Here is a 21,698-nt window from a genome sequence, read left to right on the forward strand (position 1 = left end):
CGACCGCGGCCGGGCCTCCGCCCGTAGGGTCCGAGGCCGCGGACGGACTGTTCTCCCGAACGTACGCGGCGGCCACCTCCAGCTTCGCCGCGGTGATGTTCCTGACCGGGCTCGCCGCGCTGGCCGTGGTACCCACACTGCCGACGGCCGCACAGGATCTGGACGGCGTGTCGCTCTTCCCGCTGGTGGCGGGCTGCTTCGTGGCCGCGAGTCTGCTGGGCGGGGTGCTGGGCGGTCACTGGGCGGACCGTGCGGGGGCGCACCGCCCGCTGGCGGCGGGCATGGTGCTGGCGGTGGTCACCCTGCTGGTCTCGGCCGCCAGCACCTCGATCTGGCAACTGGCCGCCGGGCGCTTCGTGGACGGAGTGGCGGGCGGGATGGTCGCGGTGTCGATCAACGCCGCGATCGGCCAGGCGTATCCCGACCGTCTCCAGCCGCGTGCCCTGGCGTTGATGAGTGCCTGCTGGATCATTCCGTCACTCGTCGGTCCTCCGCTGGCCGGGCTGGTGGCCGACTGGTGGTCCTGGCGTGTGGTGTTCTACGGCCTGGCGGCTCTGACCGCCCTTCCGGCACTGGCGGTCGTGGCCGTGCTGCGCGGCCGTTCCTGGCAGTCCGTGCCCGCGCCCTCGGAGGACAGCACACCGCGCCCCGCACTGATGGTCGCGGTGGCGGTGAGCGTGGGCGCGGCGCTGGGCCAGTACGGCGCATCGGGCTGGGACACGCGTCATCTGCTGTTCGCGGCGGGCGGACTCGCCCTGCTGGTGCTGTTCGCCTCACGGCTGTTGCCGGCGGGCACCTGGCGTGCCGCGCGCGGCCTGCCGGCCACGGTGCTGCTGCGCGGGCTGAGTTCGGGTGTGTTCTTCACGCTGGAGGCCCTGGTGCCGCTGATGCTCGTCACCGACCGGGACGTGGCCCCCGTCGTGACGGGGCTGGCCTTCACGGGCGCCGCCGTGGCCTGGGCAGCCTCGTCCTGGGTGCAGGGCCGGCTTCCGGAACGGACCCCGCGCCACCGCCTGGTGGTGATCGGTGCGCTGGTGCAGGCGGGGGCGGTCGTGATCGCGGCCGTCGGGTCGCTGCCCGGGGCGCCGGCGATCACTGCCGCGTCGTCGATGGTCGTCGCCGCGATCGGCATGGGCCTGCTCGCCCCGTCCCTCACCGTGCTGTCGCTCTCCCACGCCCCGGCCGGCCGGCAGGGCTATGCCAGCAGCGCGATGCAGACCAATCAGAATCTGGGCCAGATCCTGATCCTGGGAGTCGCCTCCGCCGTTTTCAACGCCTTCCTGGGTGCCGGTTCGAACGACCACGTCGGCTACGCCGCCGCCTTCGGGCTGCTGCTCGTGCCGGGCGTCCTGGCCGCCCTGCTCGCCACCCGGGCCCGCAGCGCGTGAGCCCGAGCGCGGCTCAGGCTCCGAGCAGCCGGGCGACGATGCCCGCGCGGCCGGCGAGGTGTGTGTCCGGTTCGCCGGCACGGCCCCGACGGCCGTCGGGGAACAAACACCGGGAACGCGCCGAAATCAGGCGGAAAGTGGTCCTGTGGGCGGAGGGCGAAGATCCCTAGGCTCGGCCCCATGCGTGTACTTTTCGCCTCGACCCGAGGCTCGGGCCACTTCCAACCACTCGTCCCCTTCATCGACGCGTGCACGGCAAGAGGTGACGACGTCCTCGTCGTCGCCCCGCCGGCACTCGAAGCGTTACTGGCGGCCCGGAAACAGCCGTACCGCATCGGCGGGGAACCGCCCCAGGAGGAACTCGCGCGGGTCATGGCGCGCGGGCTGGCACTGTCCCCGGAGGACGGCGTCGCCATGATGGTCGGGGAGGTGTTCGGCCGGCTCGGGACCGCGGCGATGCTTCCCGCCCTGGAGGAGGCCTGCCGCGACTGGCGCCCCGACCTCGTCCTGCACGAGGCGTTCGAGTTCGCCTCGGTGGTGGCCGCCGAGCGTCATGGAATCCCGCATGCCCGGGTCGCGGTCTCCGCCGCGCGGTTCACCGGGGCCACCGACCCTCTCCTCGGCCCGGTGCTCGACCCGTACGGACCCGGCATCGCGCAGCGGCTCCTCGCGTCCCCGTATCTGACCCGGCTGCCGGCCTCCCTGGACCCCTCGCCGTACGCCGTGACCCACCGCTACCACGAAGCCCTTCGGCCGCAGGCACTGCCGGACTGGTGGGGCGGAGCGGAGGAACCGCTCGTCAACGTCACCCTCGGCACCGAGGCGGGCGCCCTGCCGACCGCGATCGGCCTGTACCGGGCGGTTCTGGAGGCGGTCAGCGTACTGCCGGTACGCGTACTGCTCACGACCGGGCACCACATCGATGTGCGGGACCTCGGACCGCTGCCGCCCCACGTCCATGCGGAGCCGTGGGTGCCGCAGGCGGACGTCCTGCGCAGTGCCTCCCTCGTGGTCTGCCACGGCGGCTCGGGAACGGTCTACGGCGCCCTGGCGGCCGGCGTCCCGCTGGTCTGCGTCCCCCTCTTCGCCGACCAGCCGGAGAACGCCCGACTGGTGGCCGCGGCGGGGGCGGGGACGGCCGTCACCCCGATCGGCGGCCCGGTGGACGAGCCGCCGAAGCTGGGCCCCGACGACGTACGGAGCATCCGCGCGGCTGCCGAACGGGTCCTGGAGGAACCGTCGTACCGTGCGCGGGCCCAGTCCCTGGCCGACGAGATGCGGACCACCGCCCAGGCCGCGGAGCTGCTCGGCACCCTCGAACCGTGATCCCGGACCACGACGGGGCCGGCGGTCCGCACGTCCGTACGGAGGGAGTCGCCGGGCCGGGGCACTGCCGTGGCACACGGGCGGGCATGGGAAGGAGATGGCACGAGTATCCGCACCCGTGATCGAGCTCGTCCGGCGTACGACGGAGCCGGTCGGGGCGCAGACCCTGCGTTCCACGGCGGCTGCCGTCATCGCCTACGTCGTGGCGGTGTGGGCCCTGCCCCATCCCGCACCGCTCACGGCCCCGCTCACCGCGCTCCTCGTCGTGCAGGTCACCCTCTACGCGACCCTCACCACGGGAATCCGCCGGGTGAACTCGGTCGTGGTCGGGGTGCTCATCGCCACTGCGCTCAGCGCACTGGTGGGCCTCAACTGGTGGAGCCTCGGGCTGACGATCTTCGCCTCGCTGATCATCGGGCGGCTGGTGCGCGTCGGCGAGTTCGTACCCGAGGTGGCGATCAGCGCGATGCTCGTGCTGGGCGTCTCGCAGGTCGCGTCGACCGCCTGGGACCGGGTGCTGGAGACCCTCATCGGCGCCGGTGTGGGGCTGCTGTTCAACCTGCTCCTCGCGCCGCCCGTGTGGGTGCAGCCCGCGGGCGCCTCCATCGACGGCCTGGCCCGCGAGATGGGACAGATGCTCCGTGCCATGGGAGAGGACGTGCGCGGTCACATCTCCGTCGAGCGGGCGGCCGACCGGCTCCACGCGGCCCGCCGTCTCGACCACGACATCGTGGAGGTCGATGCCTCGCTGCGGCAGGCGGAGGACAGCCTCACCCTCAATCCGCGCGTCCGGCAGGGACTGCTGTACCGGGTCGTGCTGCGCACCGGTCTGGACACCCTGGAGATCTGCGCCGTGGTGCTTCGGGTACTGTCGCGCACCCTGACCGACCTGGCCAAGGTCCGTACCGACGAGACGCTGTTCCCCGCCGATGTGGCCGAGTCCCTGACCGAGCTGTTCGGGCAGATGGCCGGTGCCGTCGAGAGCTTCTCGGAGCTGATCACCACTCCGCTCGCGCAGAACGCCGAGGAGGCGGAGACCCGGCTGGCACACGCACTCGCCGTCAGCCGTACGACCAGGGACCGGGTGGCCGATCTGCTCCTCGAAGACGTCCAGGAACACCCCAGGCAGTGGCAGTTGCACGGCGCGCTGCTCGCCGAGGTCGACCGGATCCTGGACGAGCTCGACATCGACAAGCGCACGGAACGCCTGGGCAAGGAGCTCGACCGGCGCTCCGCGCAGCTCCACGAACGCCACCCCTGGCTTCGCGCCGTGTCACGCCGGCTGGGCGCCGGGCAGAGCTGAGGGCGGGGCACGCGGCAGCGCCGAGGACGGTGCCGGTGCGGCGTCATCCGGAGGCCGGCAGGCGCTCGATGGCGACGAGTGCGGCGTCGTCCCCGAGATGGCCGCCCGCGTGGCGCAACAGGTCGGCGCACAGGGACTCCAGCAGGGCGTCGGGACCCGCTCCGTACCGCGAAGCGGCGCGTTCCCGCAGCGGATAGAAATTCCCCGACCGGTCCCGGGACTCGATGACTCCGTCGGTGTAGAGGAGCAGGGTGTCACCGGCCTCGAAGCCGAACGTCTCCGCCGTGTGCTCCGTGATCACCAGGCGCGCCAGTCCGAGCGGCGGGGCCGGCGTCCGCACACCGAGCGGGATCACCTCACCCGCGCGCAGGAGGAGCGGCGGCGGATGACCGCAGCTGACCAGGTGGATCTCCGCAGCGTCGTCGGGGATGTCGAGAACGGCCGCGGTGACGAAGGACTCCGTGAGGTCCGGGTCGTTCTCCCCGTGCTCGTCCTCCCCGTCGCATGCGGTGCTGTCCGGGTCCGGGGCGATGCTCGTCTCCAGCTGGGCCACCAGTTCGGGCAGCCGCCACCGCTGGCGGGAAAGGGCGTGGAAGGCACCCAGGACGCTGGCCGCCTCACCGATCGCGGCGAGCCCCTTGCCGCGCACGTCGCCGATGATCAGACGGGTGCCTCCCACGGTGCGGGCGGCGGCGTACAGGTCGCCGCCGATCTGCGCCTCCGCCTCCGCGGCCAGATAGACCGAGGCGATGCGCAGGGGGCCGCTCCGTGCGGGGAGCGGCCGCAGCACCACGTGCTGTGCCGCCTCGGCCACCGAGCGCAGCTGGGCCACGGCCTGCTCGTTGCGGACCCTCAGGTGGGCGAAGAAGGTGACGAAGACGGAGATGAGAACGAGCGCGATGATCTGGTAGGTGTGGTTGAGGTCGTTGAGACTGGTGCGCGCGACGGCCACCAGGGACTGCGCCAGCACGGCGACCGCACCGACGAAGGCGGTCATGCGCGGCCCGGTGAACGAGGCGGCCACCGCGGGCGCCGCCACCAGGAACGGACCGAGATGGACATCCGGCGGCGCGGAGACATCGACCGCCGTGACGACGCCGATCAGCGCGAACGGCATCGCCACGAGCGCGTTCCTGCGCCGCCGGGACTCACGGATCGACTGCAGGAACCGCCGGGAAGCCATGCTTCCGGGATACCTCACCCGGTCCGTCTCCGCTTCTCGTACGGCCGAGCGCCCGGCCGGCCTCCCGCATGGCGTCCTCGGGCTCGGCCGAGCCGACCAGCACCGCCCGCACCTGCCCGGCGACCGCCTCATCGATCCGGGCGTTCTGCGCGAACCGCGGGAAGGCGCTGCCGGTCGCCGTCCCGGTGATCTTCTCGGTCCATCCGGTGGTGCAGGCATCGCCTCGGACCTTCGGGTCGGCCGGCCCGGCGGCGGTGGTCGGCGGTAGCGCGAGCTTCTCGAAGTGCTCGGTGACCTTCTCCTTGTCCGACGAGGTGTGCGGCGCGAACTCGGTGGCCGCGTCTCGCCAACTGGCCGCGCGCGACGGCGATGCCCTGCCCCCACGGCAGGGCCCGCGGGATGTCGCCCGCCTTCGGCAACGGCCGGACCACCGGCTGCATCACGCCGACGCGCGTCCTGTCCTTCGTGCCTACACGGGCGCAGCCGGCCGCGGGTTGCTTGTGCGGCCGGCTGCGGTCGTCCCGGGGCGGGGGCCGGGACGCCTACGGAACCAGCAGGGAGTCCGACAGGCGGGGCGACGGCGGCGCGGCGCCGTCCAGCGTCGCGGAGTGCAGTGCGGTGTGCTCCTCGCGGGAGACGACCGCCCGGCCGCCGCGCACCGTGAGCCGGTTCCCCCGCGGGGTCGTCCAGTGGACCTCGGCGTGGTCACCGGCCACGGCCACCTCCGGATCCGGCGTGGGCCGTGCCCCCCGCTCCGTCCCGGACGGCACGAGGGACAGGGTTCCCGCGGCGAAGGTGTCGCCGAGCTCCGCCCAGTCCAGCTCGACCGGGGCCGCGCTCTCGAAGAGCACCACCTCGATCCGCACCCCGTCGGCGCGCGGGACCAGCCGGGCCGTCGGCGTACGGCCGCCGAAGGCGCCTCCGGCCAGCCGGAAGTCCAGCCGCGCCGTCCCCAGGTCGAGTTCGACGCCACCGTCGATCGCGGTTGTCCCCGCCACGGGGGGCGCACCGATCAGGTCCACCACCAGACGCAGCGACCGGGCCCGGAACCGGTCTCCCGGCTCGATCATGTCGAGGTGGTGGTGCCGGTCGCCCGCCGGGCAGGCGAAGCCCGTCAGCCAGGCCACATGGGGACCGCTCTGCACGGTGGAGAGCACACCCGAGGCGAAGTCGAAGTCCTCCGCCCCGTCGTCCTTCATCAGATGGACGTGCAGATGCCCGGAGGTCCCGTCCGGGCGCACCCAGTGGCCGAACAGCGGCCGTCGCTGCAACCAGGTGTCCTGGTGGTTCACGCTGCCCAGGGTGGTGACCGGGTCCAGCCAGGTGGTGCCCGTCTCCGGGGCCGGGCTCTCGGCGAACAGCTCCCGGTGCTCGTGCTCGTTCTCCAGCTCCAGCAGCCGGGGCAGGACCCAGTCGGGCATCCGGTAGTCCACGCAGGAGTCCAGACCGGTCGACATCTCGCCCCGGACCGGTCGGGGCTCCGGCGCGCCGAGCACCCCCCGGACCGCCTTCGCCAGGAACGGCGGCACGCCCAGGTCGTTGCTGTAGCAGCGGGCCATCGGGCCGGAGAGCTGGCGGGTCGGCGGGTGCCAGCGGGCCAGGAAGTGCAGCCAGAGGCGGTCGTGCAGCCGGTCGTTGAGCTCCAGCACCTCCGCGTCGTCGACGTGCTCCCTGATCAGGGTCAGGGTCTGGAGCACGACGCCCCAGTAGGAGGGGCTGTTGAACTCGGTGAAGCTGCCGGTGCCGTCGATGGCCCGCGAGAGCCGCACCATGCGGTCCTTGCCGTAGGCGAACAGCTCCTCGTCGTCGAGGAGTTTCCCGGCGGCGAGCGTCACGAACGTACCCATGACGGCGACGTTCGTGTACGTCAAGTGCACGTTCCTGCGGACGATCGAGGCGGCCGCGTGCCGTACCGACTCCCTCAGCTCGTGCCGCACCCCGGCCGGCAGGTCGTCGCCGTGGCGGGCGTGCACCAGCAGCAGGGCGATGCCGAGGAAGTCCGCCCAGTTCCAGTCGGCCGGGTCCATCTCCGCGGCCGGTTCCTCGGCGTAGTAGCCCCAGATGCCGTAGGTGGCGTTCTCCGGCGAGCGGTCCTGGAGCCCGGCGATCCGCAGGATCACGGCATGGGCGCGCTCGGCGTCGCCCTCGCCGCCGCGTTCCAGCAGCAGGAGGGCGTAGTGCAGGGAGTTGCGGGTGGGGTGCGCGGGGCCGCCCTTGATGTTGGTGTGGATGGGGTTGTACGGGGCTTCGACCTGCAGCAGGTTCGCCTCGGCGTCCCAGCAGCGGTCGCCCTCGTCGAGGGCCGCTCGCAGCAGGGTGCGGTCGTACGAGGCGGCCGACCAGGCAGGGTGCACGGGATGTCCTCCAGCTCGCGATCGTCGGTCCGACGATCTTCGACAACGCTTGGGAAGCGTTTTCCAGAGGCTAAGCCGACGTCAACGTTCCGGCAAGGGGCATACGTTGGACTCCGGGGCAGAAGCCCGCACCTAACCCATTGACGCGGCGATATCGGGCGGTGCAAGGTGACCCCGGCTGGAAAACGCTTTCCGGCCGGTTTTCGGCCCGTCCTTGAATGGAGTCCCCGATGAGACCCTCCCTGCGCATCGCCCTGACGGGCGTCACCGCGGGTGCGCTCGTCTGCGTGCTTGCCTCGTGTTCCGGTTCCGGCAGCGACGAGGCTGCCGACGGCACGGTGACGATCACCGTCTCCGGGCGCCCGCCCGCCACCAACGCGGCCGCGCTCAAGACATTCGACGCGCGGGTGGCGGAGTTCGAGAAGGCGAACCCCAAGATCAAGATCAAGACGAACGAGTACCAGTACGACCAGCAGAGCTTCCAGACCAAGGTGGGCGGCGGCAGCCTGGAGACGATCGTACGGGTACCGCTCACCGAGATGTCGGGCCTGATCAAGCGCAGGCAGATCGCCGACCTCACCGCGGACTTCAAGGGACTGAAGCACAGCGAGGACTTCAACGACGTCGCGCTCGGGGCCGCGAAGGGCCTGGACGGCAAGCTCTACGGCATTCCCACCGAGGAGTACGCCCTCGGCCTGGTCTACAACCGGGACCTCTTCGAGAAGGCCGGACTCGACCCGGACAAGCCGCCGACCACCTGGTCCGAGGTCCGCACGGCGGCCAAGGCGATCTCCGGGAAGACCGACGCCACCGGATACGCGCAGATGACCAAGGAGAACACGGGCGGCTGGATGCTGACCGCGATGGCGTACTCCTTCGGCGACAGCATGCAGGAGCAGTCCGGCGGCAAGTGGGCCAACACCTTCGACCGTCCCGGCAGCGGCGCGGAGAAGTCGCTCAAGGCGCTGAAGGACATGCGCTGGACGGACGATTCGATGGGCAAGAACCAGCTGCGCAACATCACCGACACGGAGAAGGACTTCTCCGCCGGGAAGATCGGCATGACGATCGCCGGACCGAGCATGGTCGGCCACTACATCCAGCAGTACAAGGGCGACCCGAAGACCATCGGCCTCGGCGCCATGCCCGTCGACGGCGGCAACAAGCGGACCCTGGCCGGCGGCACCATCGCGGTGATCAGCCCCAGGGCCACCGCGCAGCAGCGCGAGGCCGCGACGAAGTTCATCGACTTCTACTACCTCTCCACCAAGTACGACGTCGCACTCGCCGAGAAGGACGCGGCGGCCAAGAAGAAGGACGGAGCCGTCATCGGCGTGCCGTCCGTCCCGTTCTACAAGCCGGCCATCGCCGACCCGGTCGACGCCGCCGTCAACAAGCAGGCCAATGTGCCGGTCGAGCACTTCGCCCCGTACAGCAAGACGCTCGGCGACTACGAACTGCGCATCGAGCCGTCCGTCGAGGCACAGAACGTCTACAAGGCCCTCGACAGCGCCGTGCAGGCCGTACTGACCCGCCAGGACGCCGACCCGGCGGAGCAGCTGAAGAAGGCCGCGGCACAGGTCAAGTCCCAGGTGGAGCGGGCGCAGAACTAGGGCGTGTTTGAGAGTCCCGTCTGTCTCGTGGGGTCTGACACGCACGCTCGCCGCGTTGCCGAAATGCCCTGGTAGCTCCGCTACGAGGGCACCCCGGCGCCTTGCGATCGCACGCGCCGGACCCGGCGAGACCCGCCCTCCGGGCGGACGACGCTACTTCTCAAACACGCCCTGGAACCACCTCCCGGCAGCCGGAGCATGTCCGGTACATCAGGCAGTGAGCACAGCACGAGGAGAGGCGAGGAGACGTCAATGAGCAGGTCGCAAGCGCCTGCGGCGCCCGCCGGGAACCGCACCCAGAAGGACCGGACGAAGAAACAACGTTCCGCCGACCCGTCCGCGGCACGTCCGCGGACCCCCGACGGGCCGCCGCGCACCGCCTCCCCGCACCGCGGCGGCCCGGTGGAACGCTTCGTCCGCTGGGTCAGGCAAGGAGGTGTCACCACCATCCTGTTCGGCCTGCCGATGGTGCTGTGCTTCGCCTACTTCTCTTGGTGGCCGATCGTCCAGAGCGTGCAGCTCAGCTTCCAGCAGACCAATCTGGTCGACCCAGCCACCTGGGTGGGGCTGGACAACTTCCGCCATGTGCTGGAAGACCCGCTGCTGTGGAAGGCCGTCAAGAACACCGCGCTGTTCGCCGCGCTCGCCCTGGTGATCGGCTTCCCGGTGCCGCTCTTCCTCGCGGTGCTCATCGCCGAACTGCGCCGCGGCGGCACGCTGTTCCGCATCCTCGCCTACCTGCCGGTGGCGATTCCCCCGGTGGTGTCGGTCCTGTTGTGGAAGGTGTTCTACGACCCGGACGCCGGCCTGTTCAATCAGCTGCTGGCCCATGTGGGCCTCGGCCCGTACCCCTGGCTGCAGTCCACCGACACCGCGATGCTGTCGATCGTCCTGGAAGCCACCTGGGCGGGCTTCGGCTCCACGGTGATCATCTACCTGGCGGCGCTCGGCTCCGTACCGGGCGAACTGTACGAGGCCGCCGAGATCGACGCCGCGGGCATCTGGCGCCGGGTCTGGCACATCACCCTGCCGTCGCTGCGCGGGGTCATCCTGATCATGCTGCTGCTCCAGATCATCGGCACCCTGCAGATCTTCACCGAACCCTTCGTGATGACGGACGGCGGCCCGGAGGACTCCACTCTCACCATCCTGATGCTGATCTACAACTACGCCTTCCAGAACGGCGACTTCGGAGCCGCGACCGCACTCAGCGTCATGCTGGCCCTCGTGCTCGGTGTGCTCTCGGCGATCTATCTGCGGGCGACGAGGAGCTGGAGCAACTGATGGCCGTACAGATCCCCCTTCGCACCCGCCGCAGGAACCGCTCCGAGGAGAGCGGACGCGGACTGATATCCAACGCCGACCGGCGGCGGACCTCCGTACGCTTCTCGCTCCGCTCCGTTCAGACGCTCTCGCTCCTGCTGCTGCTCGCCTTCGGGGCGGCGCCCCTCTACTGGACGTTCAAGGGCGCCGTCTCACCGACCCAGGAGCTGCTGCGCGACCCGCTGGCGCTCTGGCCCGGCCACGCGCAATGGGACAACCTCTCCCGCGCCTGGAACGAACTCCAGGTCGGCCAGTACCTCTGGAACACCGTGGTCCTGGTCACCGGCTCGGTCGTCGCCCACCTCGTCGTCGCCACCACCGGCGGCTACGTCCTGTCCGTGCTGCGCCCCAAGTGGGCGACGCCCGTGCGGTGGATGGTGCTCGCCACCCTCTTCATCCCCGGCTCCATCTCCCTGGTGGCGCTCTACCTCACCGTGCTCGATCTGCCGGGCCTCGGCATCTCGCTCGCCAACAGCCCGTGGGGCGTCTGGCTGCCGCACGCGGCCAGCGCCTTCACCGTACTGATCGTGATGAAGTTCTTCGACGGCATCCCGCGCGAACTCTTCGAGGCCGCCAAGGTCGACGGTGCGGGGCCGTTCGTCATCTTCCGCCGGATTGTGCTCCCCATGTCGCGGCCGATCCTCGCGGTGGTGACCCTGCTGACGGTCATGAACTCCTGGAAGGACTTCCTCTGGCCACTGATCGTCATCCCGGACACCGAGAAGCAGCCCATCTCCGCCGCACTGCCGCGCCTCGCGGAAACGGCGGAACAGTCGCTGCTCATCGCCGGGATGCTGCTCGCCATCCTGCCCCCGGTCGTGCTGTTCCTGATCTTCCAGCGGCAGATCGTACGCGGCGGGGGAGGCTTCACCGGCCTCAAGGGATGAGGACCACCCGGGAACCGGTGCGGACCCGTCCGCGCCGGCCGGCGGCGGCAGCGGTGCGCGCCGACGGAACACGGGCCGGTGTGCTCCGCCGGGGTACAGCCGACGGAGCACACCCCCACCCGGGAACCACCGATACGCACCGCGCCGATCCGATCGAGAGGAAGCCTCGATGGAACAGAACGGCACGATCCGGCCAGGTCCTCTGGCTCCGGCCAGAGTAATGGGTCGCTCCGGACGGCCCGCCGCATGGGGCGGCGCGGCCGCGCTGCTCGGCTGCCTGCTGGTGGCGGCGCCGTTGCCCGGCACGGCACCGGCCGCCCACGCGGCCGGTGCCCTCACCGTCACCTCGCCCGACCTGATCTTCATCAAGGGACAGGCGAAGATCACCCTGGCCTCCGACGAGGCCTCGGTGGCCTGGAAGGCCATCGACGACCAGGGCCTGACCGTCGCGTCGGGCACCGCACCGGTCTCGGGCGGAACGGCCACCGCCGACGTCACCAAGCTCGGCAGCGGCTACTACACGCTCACGGCCACCGCCGGCGCCACCACCCGTACCGCCAACTTCGGTGTGCTGACCGCGCTGACCGGCAAGGAACAGCAGGACACCCGCTTCGGCACCGGCATCCACTACGGGTGGAACGACGGCGACGACCAGAAGCTGCTGCGCTCGGTCAAGCTGATGGGCATGCACGGGATCCGCTCCGACATCAACTGGGGCGCCATCGAGAAGACGCCCGGCGCGTACTCCTGGAGCAGCTACTCCACCGACCAGCACATCCCGTACGCCAAGTCGCAGGGGCTGACCGCCCTGCCCATCTCCGGCTACCGGAACCCCAACTACGACGCCAACCGGACACCGGCCTCCGACGCGGCGCTGGAGGCCTACGGAAAGTTCACGGCCGCCACCGTGGAGAAGTACCAGCAGTCCTCGAAGGAAATCGAGATCTACAACGAGTACAACTCGACCGGCTTCAACAACGGCACCTGCGGCATCACCGCGGACTGCTATGTCAAGCTGCTCCAGGCGAGCTACGGCAAGGTGCACGCCAAGGTCCCGGACGCCACCGTCGTCGGCGGCGGCCTGGCCGGGCTCCAGACCGACTGGCTCAAGCGGCTGTACGCGATCGGCGGCCTGAACTACATGGACGCGCTCAGCGTTCACCAATACGGCTACCCGAGCCCGCCCGAGACCGCGCTGGAGAAGCTGCCGCAGGTACGCGCCGACCTGGACGCGGCAGGCGGCAAGGACCTCCCGCTCTGGATGACCGAGAACGGCTACCCGACCCACAGCGACGGCGTCACCCCCGCTCAGCAGGCCGCGTACGTGCCGCGCGCCCAGATCTTCTCGTTCGCCTCGGGCGTCGACCGCTACTACTGGTACGACCTCACCAACGACGGCACCGACGCCACCAACAAGGAACACAACTTCGGCGCCTTCAAGCGACCCACCGCCGAGGTCAAGGCCTGGCAGCCCAAGCCGTCCGTGGTCACCGAGGGCGTGCTGATCCGGCAGCTCGCGGGCCGCGCCTACGCAGGCCGTGACGACGCCGGTTCCGCCGACGTCCGCTCGTACCGCTTCGGCACCGGGACCGACACGGTCCGGGCCCTCTACACCACCGCCGCGACGCCGGGAACGGCGGAGCTCTCGGCCACCGGCCCGGTCACCGTCACCGACCAGCTGGGCCACGAGAAGACGTACATCCCGGTCGGCGGCAAGGTGCAGCTCGGCATCGACGGCAAGGTGCTGTACGTCAAGGGCGCGGTGACCGCGGTCAAGACCGTGAGCGGCCCCGTGTTCTCCCTCCGGCTGCCGCAGCACTCCAACACGGAGGAGACCGTCGACGCGGTGCTCCAGGTGGACGGCACCAAGGACCGGAAGCCGTTGCCGGTGCGCTACGACTTCCGGATCGCCGGGGAGAAGTACCGGGTGACCGCGCGGCCCGGCAAGGTCGTCCGCCAGACCGTGCAGCTGCCCACCTCGGCCCTCACCGGCCCGCGTACCGTCAGCGGGACGGTCGGGCTCGGGCCGCTGAGCCTGGCCCGCCTCACCTCCGACACCGAAGTGGTGCCGCCGACCCAGGTCACCTTCGATCCGGTGGTGAAGAAGGCGGCCCCGTTCGCCGCCGCGCTGAAGGTCACCGTCACCAACAACCGCGTCCACAGCCCGCTCGAACTCACCAAGCTGGACTGGCAGGTGAACGCGGGCACCACCTACCTGGACCGGGGCACCATCGACGGTCCGATCAAGGTCGGCACCGATTCCAGCGCCTCGTACACCGTGGACGCGCGCAACATCAAGCAGTGGCAGCGCTACTGGACCGCCGCCTACATCAACACCCCCGACGGCGCCAGGACCGCCGTGGGTGCCTGGAACGGCTGGGGCTCCGTCCAGCCGGCCGGCACCGACACCACCACGCCCATCGACGTCATCGGCGACGGCTCCGTGAGCTACAAGGGCGGCTACAACGGCGCGGCCGACCTGTCAGGCGCCGTCCGGCCCCAGTACACCGACGCCGGACTCGTGCTCAAGGGCGCGATCATGGACAACGTCCTGGCACAGCCCGCCACCACCGCCGAGAACATGTGGCAGGGCGACAGCGTCCAGTTCGCCGTCACCCCCCAGGTGCCGGGCCGCAGCAAGCAGTACGTCGAGTTCGGCGCCTCGCTCGTGGGCGGCAAGCCGCAGGTCTACACCTGGCGGGCGCCGTCCGGCCAGTCCGCCGGGCCGACCCCGGGCGCCACCGCGCAGATCACCCGTGACGGCACCACCACCCGCTACACGGTGACGGTTCCGTGGGCCTCGCTCGGTCTGTCCGGCAAGCCCACCGAATCCATCGGACTCGGCTTCGTCGTCAACGACAGCGACAACGACGGCCGGGCGCGCGGCTGGTCGGAGTGGGGCGCCTCCATCGCCAACAACTCCAAGAGCGCCACCGGCCTGCGGGCCGTCCAGCTGACCGACTGAACCACCCCACGACGGGCGGGGCCGGGTGCACCTGACAGCACCCGGCCCCGCCGCTCCATGCCGTACCACCGCACGGCACACTGTTCGCCATCCCACCGTGAGGAGACCAGCCCCATGGCCCTGTTCGACATGCCGCTGCCCGAACTCCGCGCCTACCGGCCGCAGATCGACGAACCGGACGACTTCGACGCCTTCTGGGCGAAGACCCTCGCCGAGACCCGTGCCCACGACCCCGCGGTCTCCTTCGAACCCGTCGAGACCGGACTGACCGGCATGCGCACCTGGGACGTCACGTTCGCCGGCTTCGGCGGCCACCCCATCAAGGGCTGGTTCAGCGCCCCCGCGAACGCCGAGGGCCCGCTCCCGCTCGTCGTCCAGTTCCACGGCTACAACGGCGGCCGCAGCCTGCCGCACTGCTGGGGCATGTGGCCGCTGGCCGGATTCGCCCACTTCATCATGGACGTGCGCGGCCAGGGCAGCGGCGGCAACGTCGGCGACACCCCCGACCCGGTCGGCTCCGGCCCCTCCCACGCGGGCTTCATGACCCGGGGCATCGAGGACCCGGAGAGCTACTACTACCGCCGGGTCTACGCCGATGCCGTACGCGCCGTGGAAGCGGCCCGGTCCCATCCGCTCGCCGACCCCGCCCGCACCGTCGCGCTCGGCGGCAGCCAGGGCGGCGGCATCACCCTCGCGGTCGGCGGACTCGTCCCCGACCTGGCCGCCATCGCCGTCGACGTCCCGTTCCTCTGCCACTTCGGACGGGCCGTCACACTCACCGACTCCAATCCGTACGCGGAGATAGCCCGCTACCTCAAGATCCACCGCGGCAAGGAGGAAACCGTCCTGCGCACCCTGTCGTACGTCGACGGGGTGTCCTTCGCCGCACGGGGCAGCGCCCCCGCGCTCTTCTCCGTCGCCCTGATGGACCAGGTCTGCCCGCCGTCCACGGTCTTCGCCGCCCACAACGCGTACCCGGGCGAGAAGGAGATCGAGGTCTACCCGTTCAACGGGCACGAAGGCGGTGCCATGTTCCAGGAGACCGCCCAGCTCCGCTGGGTGCCGAAGGCGCTGAACCGGACGGCCTGAGCCCTGCCGCGCTCCGGCCGGCGTGGTGTGGATCACGGACAGAGTGTGGACAGCACCTATATCGTCCGCCGGGGCACGTCAATGCCCGTGATGTGGCGAGGACAAGGGCGGACAGTGCGGCAGAAAGCCTATGCGCAGGCGATGCGTGTCATCGCCTGCGCGCTGATGGTGTGGCAGGTCTGGATGATGTGGTACATCGCCAGCCACGAGGCGGCGGGCGTGCAATGGGCCTGCGACGGAACCGGGGGCTGCGCCAGCGACCAGCTCGCATCCATGTCCCCGATGCTCGGCGTAGCCTTCGCGGTCGCCCTCGGTGTGCTCTGCGCCCGGTACCTGCACCGAGCCGCGCCCGGCGCGATGATCGCACTCTCCGCCGTCGCAGCCGCGGCCGGTTGGTACGACGCGCTGGCGGAGGGTCAGGTCGAGCGGAGCACCGTCACCAGTTTCCACATCTTCCTTCCGCTGGGCGATTTCTCCGTCTCCCAATGGCTCACCTTCCTGTGGTCGGTCGCGGGCGTGGGCTGCCTCGCCGCCTGGTGGGGCGCGGCCGTCAGCCTGCGGCGCACCGCGGGACTGCGCAGGCTGTCCCGCCGCTACACCACGGCCGACGCGGTGCTGGAGGGCTGGCGGCCGGTGGGCCGCAGGTACGGCGAGGTCACCGTGGTGTTCGACGACGGGGCCGGGGTGCGCCATGAGGTCCCGGCCGTCGTGGAACGCATCGCCCTCAGACGGGACGTCCTCGCCGTGTACGACGCCGACCGCCCCGGCGACCCCGCTCTCACCCGGGTCGCGGTTCCCCACCGAAAGCTGCTGCGCATCTCATGAACGCATCGACATCGTCCCTGCGCAGGCTCTTCAACGCGTTCAGACTGCTGGCCGCGCTCCTCATCGGACTCGCCTTCGCCGCGCTGGTCCAGGGCGCCGTCGACGGCCCCCGCTGGCTGCTGATCACCGGCATCCCCGCAACGGCCCTGGTCCTGACGATCCTCGGTGATGTCGCCGAGCCGATGCGGGCGGGCATGGCGATGACGGGGCTGCGCTCCGGCGGGCCGCGGGCCTTCGCGCCCGCCGTGGTCAACGGGGTGCGGACCGTCGACAAGAAGACCGGCCGGCCGGTCCTCGACGGACGGTCGGTGAACTCCGTGTTCGCCTTCGACCTGACCGTGATGCCCGATGAACTCCCCGCGTACCGGATCCAGGTCTGTCACCCGCTCGATGTGCAGGGGCTGACGCACCGCTCCAGGGCCGTCGTCGAGTACGACCCCGAGCAGCCCTGGCGGGTCGTCATCCCCAACAACCCGCCCCGCGAATGGCTGGCCCGAGCGAACAGCGCCTCCCCGCCGGCCGAGGTCAAGGACCGGACCGGCGGGCTCCCGGCCGGTTTCTGGACGCTGGTGATGGGCGTGGCCTGCGCGGCCGTGCTGCTGGTACTGGTGCGGCTGCTCGGCTGACCCCCGCCGGGCTCAGCCGTTGCGCGGATACTTCTTGAGCACCTTGCCGTTGATGTCGGCCCGCAGATAGGCGCCGCCGTACTCGTCCGAGACGTAGACGCTCAGCGTCGGCTGGAAGCCGTCGAACGGGGAGGCCGGGTCGATGTTCACGTAGTGGCTGGTGGGCTCGGCGACACCGAGCTCCTTGTCCGCCCGGCGGATCAGCCCCGGCAGGGCGTTCCAGTCGAACTTCTCCAGGTCCACGGACTTGGCGTCCGGCTGGAGGGTGCCGCCCGCGCGTTCGCGGACGGCCTTGCCGTCCCGGTAGGTGTAGACGTCGTACAGGCCCTTGTTCTTCGCGACCGGGGCCTCGACGCTCGCGTGCTCGTCGAACAGCGAGAACGACGTGACCCTGGTGCCGCCCATCACCGGCTTGAGCGCCGCGATGACGGCCCGTGCGGCGGTGGGCGTCAGGAGATTCTTGGTCGGTGCCGCGGCCTTCGGCGCGCTTTCCTTCTTCTCGGCGGCTGAGGACGCGCCCGAGGCGGACGGGGGGCTGCCGGCCGCCTCCGGGGGCGAGTCGGGCACCAGCGACCACACCAGGACGCCGGTGAGGGCGGTTCCGGCGAGCGCGGTGCCGACCGCGACGGCACGGCCCCGCCGGACCCGGCGGCGGATCTCCTGGGTGCCCAGCGTCGCGGGCTGGGGGCGCGGGGGAGCGACGACGGGTGGACGTCGCACGGGGGCGGTGGGCAGGACGGTGGTCGGGCCGGCCTGGCCGAAGCCGGGCGGCACCGCGTCCCGCCGGGTGGGCGGGTCCTGGCGAGGAGGTACGGCATCCCGCGGTTCCGCACGGCTCGGTCCGGCCGCCGCGGCCGGTTCGCCCGTCGAGGCGACCACCGACGCCAGCATTCGGTCGAGCTCCTCGGGACCGGGCCTCGCGGCCGTGTCCCGGGTCAGCAGCGCGTCCAGCACCGGAGTCAGCGGACCGGCCTGCCGGGGCGGCGGGATCTCCTCGTCCAGCACGGCCGCCAGCGTCGCCAGTGTGGTGGCCTTGCGCAGCGGATGCCGGCCCTCCACGGCGACGTACAGCATCATGCCGAGCGACCACAGGTCCGACGTCGGGTCGCCCTCCTCGCCGCGGATGCGCTCGGGCGCCATGTAGTCGGGGGAGCCGATGATGGAGCCGGTCGCCGTCAGGCTGGTGGACTCGCGGATCGCCGCGATGCCGAAGTCGGTGAGCACCGGACTCCCGTCGGCCCGCAGCAGTACGTTGGCGGGCTTGACGTCGCGGTGCAGGATTCCGGCGGCATGGGCGGCGCGCAGCGCGGACAGCACCCCGCGACCCAGCCCGGCGGCCTCGACCGGGGAGAGCGTGCCCTCGGCCAGGCGCTCCGCGAGCGAGGCGCCGGGCACCAGCTCCATCACGATCCACGGGTACGTGCCGTCGCCGCCGTCCACGATGTGGTGGACCGTGACGACACCCGGGTGGTCGAGCCGGGCCAGCGCACGGGCCTCACGCAGCACCCGCTCGCGCAGCAGCCTGGCCGACTCGGGGTCGCTCTCGGCGAGCGCCGGGTCCGGGGGCCGCACCTCCTTGAGCGCCACATCGCGGTGCAGGGCCAGGTCGTGGGCCCGCCACACCATGCCCATACCGCCACTGCCGAGCCTGTCCACCAGCTCGAAACGGTCGTCGATCACACGGCGCACAGGCCCCCCAGCGTTCATGGAAAAAAAGAGTACGGGGCGGGTGCGCGGCCGTAGGCACCCACCCCGAACGCCTCACACGTCGTTGTTCGGTGTGAGCCTGAGCGTCACGATCTGGAAGGGCCGCAGCGCCAGTCGTACCGCATCGCCGTCCACCTCGGCGGTCTCGTCGGCGAGCGGACGCTCCAGCAGATCGGTGACGCTCGCCCCGGCCAGTGCGAAGCCCGCCGTCAGACGGGCCGAGGCCCGTCCGCCGTGGGCTTCGTGGAGCCGGACCACCACATCGCCACTGCCGTCGTCGGCGAGCTTCACGGCGGTCACGACCACCGCGTCGTCGTCGACCGAGACCAGCGGGGCGACCTCGCCACTGCCCGGCACCCGGCGCTCGGGAAGGCTGAAGCACCAGCCCTCACGGACCGCGTCACCGATCGTCGCCCCCGGCAGCAGCGCGTACCGCAGCCGGTGCACGCCCTGGTCGGTCGCCGGGTCGGGATAGCGGGGCGCCCGCAGCAGCGACAGCCGCACCGTGGTCGTGGTCGAGCCGTCCTCGCGGACCGTACGCGTCACATCGTGCCCGTACGTCGAATCGTTGATCAGCGCCGCACCCCAGCCCGACTCGCCGACGTGCAGGAAGCGGTGGGCGCAGATCTCGAACTTGGCCGCCTCCCAACTGGTGTTGGTGTGCGTCGGCCGCTGGACGTGCCCGAACTGGGTCTCCGCCGTGGAGTGATCGGCGCGCACATCGATCGGGAACGCCACCTTGAGGAACTTCTCCTGCTCGTGCCAGTCGACCTCGGTGTCGATGTCCAGACGCCGGGCACCCGGCCGCAGCGTCAGCAGCTGGGTGACCCGGGACGAGCCGAAGGTACGCACCACCTCGACCCCGTCGCCGCTGCGGCGCACCACGTCCGCCTCGGTCAGATCGGTCACCGTGTTGCGGTAGAAGGCATCGACGTCCCACGCGTCCCAGCGGTTGGGCAGGTCCGGGTGGACCTGGAGCAGATTCGCCGCGCAGCCCGGGGCGACCGTCTCGCGCCCGGCCACCAGGTCGACGACCGAGACCACCAGCCCCCGCTCGTCCACGGCCACCCGCAGCAGTCCGTTGTCCAGCCGGAAGCCGGAGTCGAGCTCCTCGACCTCCACCGCCGGCTCCGGGTCCTGCGGAGCGAGTGCCGCGCCCCCCGCCGCGATGCCGGCCCGGCCGTGCGGAGCGGCGTTGAACACGACCGTGCCGCCCTCCTCCGGAGCGCCGGCCAGCGCCCGCTGCGCCGCCCCGATCACCGCTTCGAGCTCACCGGCGATCCGGGCGTACGTCGCCTCGGCCTCATGGTGCACCCAGGCAATGGACGAACCCGGCAGGATGTCGTGGAACTGGTGCAGCAGCACGCTCTTCCAGATCCGGTCCAACTCCTCGTGCGGATACGGGAATCCGGTCCGGACGGCGGCGGTGGCCGCCCACAGCTCCGCCTCCCGCAGCAGATGCTCGCTGCGCCGGTTGCCCTGCTTGGTCCGCGCCTGCGAGGTGTACGTACCGCGGTGCAGCTCCAGATACAGCTCGCCCAGCCACACCGGCGGCCGGTCGTACTCCGCCTCGGCGGCGGCGAAGAAGTCCGCGGGCCTCTCGATCGCCACCCGGGGCGAACCCTCCAGATCCGCGAGCCGCTCGGCGCGCGCCAGCATCTCGCGGGTGGGGCCGCCACCGCCGTCGCCCCAGCCGAACGGCACGAGCGAGCGCGTGGCGTGGCCCTTGTCCCGGAAGTTCTCCTCGGCGTGCGCGAGCTCCTCGCCGGACAGCTCGGCCACATAGGTGTCCACCGGCGGGAAGTGCGTGAAGACCCGGGTGCCGTCCAGCCCCTCCCACAGGAAGGAATGGTGCGGGAACGGGTTCGTCGTGTTCCACGAGATCTTCTGGGTGAGGAACCAGCGCGAACCGGAGAGCTTCACCAGCTGCGGCAGCGCCGCCGAGTAGCCGAACGAGTCGGGCAGCCACACCTCCTCGGTCTCGACCCCGAACTCCTCCAGGAAGAACCGCTTGCCGTACACGAACTGCCGGGCCAGTGCCTCCGACCCGGGCATGTTGGTGTCGGACTCCACCCACATCCCGCCCACCGGCACGAACTGACCGGCGGCGACCTTCTCCTTCACCCGGGCGTACAGCGCGGGCTGATGCTCCCGCAGCCAGTCCAGCTGCTGCGCCTGCGACATCGCGAAGACGAACTCCGGACGGTCGTCCATCAGCGCCAGCACATTGGAGGTGGTGCGGGCGACCTTGCGCACCGTCTCCCGCAGCGGCCACAGCCACGCCGAGTCGATGTGCGCGTGACCCACCGCCGACAGCCGGTGGGCGGAGGCGTGCGCGGGGGAGGAGAGCACGTCGCGCAGCCGCTCCCGGGCGGCGGGCGCGCTCGCGCCCACGGCGTCCAGGTCCAGGGCGTCCAGGCAGCGCTCCACCGCGCGCAGGATCTCCCAGCGGCGCGCCGAGCCGAGCGGCAGCTGCCGCATCAGCTGATCGAGCACCTCCAGGTCCTGGACCAGCTCCCACACCTGCCGGTCGAAGACCGCGAGGTCCATCCGCTCGACGCGGTACAGCGGCTCGCTGCCCGCGGTCTCCCGGTCGCCCAGCGCACTGACGCCGTCCAGGATCTCCGGATTGGCGGCGGCTTCGAGGACGTAGGTGACCTCCTCGCCGCCCGCCACCGGTTCGCCGACCCGCAGCCAGGTGTTGCGCGGGTTGAGGGCCTTGACGACACTGCCGTCCGGCCGGTGGGCCAGCGCCTCCGCGGAGAACCCGGGCCGGTCCTTGGCGAAACCGAGGTCGATCACCGCTTCCACGGTCTCACCGGCCCAGTCCGCCGGGACGCGGCCGGTCACCTTGAACCAGCTGGTGCCCCAGGCCGGCCCCCAGCCGTCGCCGATGGCGCCGGGCTTGAAGGGGGCGGCCATCGCCTCGCTGAAGGGCACCGGTTCGCCGGGGGCGTGCCAGACCTCGAACTCCAGGGGCGCGGTACGGGGGTGGACGGCGGGGCGGATGCGCTCGCGCAGCGCGCGGTCGAGCCGTTCCTCGGTCAGTGTGCGGTCGTCATGCATGAGTGAAGGGCCCCTCTGAATGAAATGTGTGCGACGCGGTAGT

14 protein-coding genes are annotated in these 21,698 nt (G+C 71.2%); 10 read left to right on the forward strand and 4 right to left on the reverse strand.

The window, feature by feature from the left end; all coding sequences use genetic code 11:
- Nucleotides 1-47 precede the first annotated feature (47 nt).
- The 3 genes from OG520_RS36195 to OG520_RS36205 all read left to right on the forward strand — a co-directional run bounded on the left by OG520_RS36195 (nt 48) and on the right by OG520_RS36205 (nt 4,017).
- A complete protein-coding gene (locus tag OG520_RS36195; RefSeq protein WP_406016646.1) occupies nt 48-1,388 on the forward strand; it encodes an MFS transporter in 1,341 nt (446 codons plus the stop codon).
- A 180-nt stretch (nt 1,389-1,568) separates the two neighbouring features.
- Nucleotides 1,569-2,714, forward strand: coding sequence for a glycosyltransferase (locus tag OG520_RS36200; protein WP_406015920.1), 1,146 nt, complete (start codon nt 1,569-1,571; stop codon nt 2,712-2,714).
- Nucleotides 2,715-2,811: 97 nt separating this feature from the next.
- Nucleotides 2,812-4,017 carry an FUSC family protein gene (locus OG520_RS36205; protein ID WP_406015921.1) on the forward strand — a complete coding sequence of 402 codons (1,206 nt, stop codon included), beginning with the start codon at nt 2,812-2,814 and terminating at the stop codon, nt 4,015-4,017.
- A 43-nt stretch (nt 4,018-4,060) separates the two neighbouring features.
- Here the strand turns inward: OG520_RS36205 and OG520_RS36210 are convergent, their stop codons facing one another.
- Both OG520_RS36210 and OG520_RS36215 read right to left on the reverse strand, forming a co-directional pair.
- A complete protein-coding gene (locus OG520_RS36210; protein ID WP_406015922.1) occupies nt 4,061-5,200 on the reverse strand; it encodes a PP2C family protein-serine/threonine phosphatase in 1,140 nt (379 codons plus the stop codon).
- Between the two features lie 542 nt (nt 5,201-5,742).
- Entirely contained in the window at nt 5,743-7,554 is a 1,812-nt protein-coding gene (locus OG520_RS36215) for a hypothetical protein (protein WP_406015923.1), read from the reverse strand.
- Nucleotides 7,555-7,784: 230 nt separating this feature from the next.
- On the opposite strand from OG520_RS36215, the gene OG520_RS36220 reads away from it, so the two are divergent.
- The 7 genes from OG520_RS36220 (at nt 7,785) to OG520_RS36250 (ending at nt 16,882) form a co-directional block, all read left to right on the forward strand.
- Complete coding sequence (locus OG520_RS36220) at nt 7,785-9,167, forward strand: extracellular solute-binding protein (protein WP_406015924.1); 1,383 nt, start codon at nt 7,785-7,787, stop codon at nt 9,165-9,167.
- Nucleotides 9,168-9,419: 252 nt separating this feature from the next.
- A complete protein-coding gene (locus tag OG520_RS36225; protein ID WP_389979787.1) occupies nt 9,420-10,451 on the forward strand; it encodes a carbohydrate ABC transporter permease in 1,032 nt (343 codons plus the stop codon).
- Complete coding sequence (locus OG520_RS36230; protein ID WP_399333641.1) at nt 10,451-11,377, forward strand: carbohydrate ABC transporter permease; 927 nt, start codon at nt 10,451-10,453, stop codon at nt 11,375-11,377. The genes OG520_RS36225 and OG520_RS36230 overlap by 1 nt, the downstream gene beginning before the upstream one ends.
- Nucleotides 11,378-11,597: 220 nt before the next feature.
- Complete coding sequence (locus tag OG520_RS36235) at nt 11,598-14,342, forward strand: hypothetical protein (protein WP_406015925.1); 2,745 nt, start codon at nt 11,598-11,600, stop codon at nt 14,340-14,342.
- Nucleotides 14,343-14,456: 114 nt separating this feature from the next.
- Nucleotides 14,457-15,431, forward strand: a complete 975-nt coding sequence (locus OG520_RS36240) for an acetylxylan esterase (protein WP_406015926.1) — start codon at nt 14,457-14,459, stop codon at nt 15,429-15,431.
- Between the two features lie 114 nt (nt 15,432-15,545).
- Nucleotides 15,546-16,256, forward strand: coding sequence for a hypothetical protein (locus tag OG520_RS36245; RefSeq protein WP_406015927.1), 711 nt, complete (start codon nt 15,546-15,548; stop codon nt 16,254-16,256).
- Nucleotides 16,253-16,882, forward strand: a complete 630-nt coding sequence (locus OG520_RS36250) for a hypothetical protein (protein WP_406015928.1) — start codon at nt 16,253-16,255, stop codon at nt 16,880-16,882. The genes OG520_RS36245 and OG520_RS36250 overlap by 4 nt, the downstream gene beginning before the upstream one ends.
- A 12-nt stretch (nt 16,883-16,894) precedes the next feature.
- On the opposite strand, the gene OG520_RS36255 is transcribed toward OG520_RS36250, so the two are convergent.
- Entirely contained in the window at nt 16,895-18,589 is a 1,695-nt protein-coding gene (locus OG520_RS36255; protein WP_406015929.1) for a serine/threonine-protein kinase, read from the reverse strand.
- Nucleotides 18,590-18,643: 54 nt separating this feature from the next.
- Complete coding sequence (locus OG520_RS36260; protein ID WP_406015930.1) at nt 18,644-21,655, reverse strand: alpha-mannosidase; 3,012 nt, start codon at nt 21,653-21,655, stop codon at nt 18,644-18,646.
- Between the last annotated feature and the right edge of the window lie 43 nt (nt 21,656-21,698).

The sequence above is a fragment of the Streptomyces sp. NBC_00984 genome (assembly GCF_045162475.1).
Taxonomy (GTDB): domain Bacteria; phylum Actinomycetota; class Actinomycetes; order Streptomycetales; family Streptomycetaceae; genus Streptomyces.

What these genes read in the sequence shown, in the direction of transcription:
- OG520_RS36260 (WP_406015930.1), bottom strand. Translation starts at nt 21,655, where the DNA reads ATGCATGACGACCGCACACTGACCGAGGAACGGCTCGACCGCGCGCTG.
- OG520_RS36210 (WP_406015922.1), bottom strand. Translation starts at nt 5,200, where the DNA reads ATGGCTTCCCGGCGGTTCCTGCAGTCGATCCGTGAGTCCCGGCGGCGC.
- OG520_RS36225 (WP_389979787.1), top strand. Translation starts at nt 9,420, where the DNA reads ATGAGCAGGTCGCAAGCGCCTGCGGCGCCCGCCGGGAACCGCACCCAG.
- OG520_RS36200 (WP_406015920.1), top strand. Translation starts at nt 1,569, where the DNA reads ATGCGTGTACTTTTCGCCTCGACCCGAGGCTCGGGCCACTTCCAACCA.
- OG520_RS36250 (WP_406015928.1), top strand. Translation starts at nt 16,253, where the DNA reads ATGAACGCATCGACATCGTCCCTGCGCAGGCTCTTCAACGCGTTCAGA.
- OG520_RS36235 (WP_406015925.1), top strand. Translation starts at nt 11,598, where the DNA reads ATGGGTCGCTCCGGACGGCCCGCCGCATGGGGCGGCGCGGCCGCGCTG.
- OG520_RS36220 (WP_406015924.1), top strand. Translation starts at nt 7,785, where the DNA reads ATGAGACCCTCCCTGCGCATCGCCCTGACGGGCGTCACCGCGGGTGCG.
- OG520_RS36205 (WP_406015921.1), top strand. Translation starts at nt 2,812, where the DNA reads ATGGCACGAGTATCCGCACCCGTGATCGAGCTCGTCCGGCGTACGACG.
- OG520_RS36240 (WP_406015926.1), top strand. Translation starts at nt 14,457, where the DNA reads ATGGCCCTGTTCGACATGCCGCTGCCCGAACTCCGCGCCTACCGGCCG.
- OG520_RS36255 (WP_406015929.1), bottom strand. Translation starts at nt 18,589, where the DNA reads ATGAACGCTGGGGGGCCTGTGCGCCGTGTGATCGACGACCGTTTCGAG.
- OG520_RS36230 (WP_399333641.1), top strand. Translation starts at nt 10,451, where the DNA reads ATGGCCGTACAGATCCCCCTTCGCACCCGCCGCAGGAACCGCTCCGAG.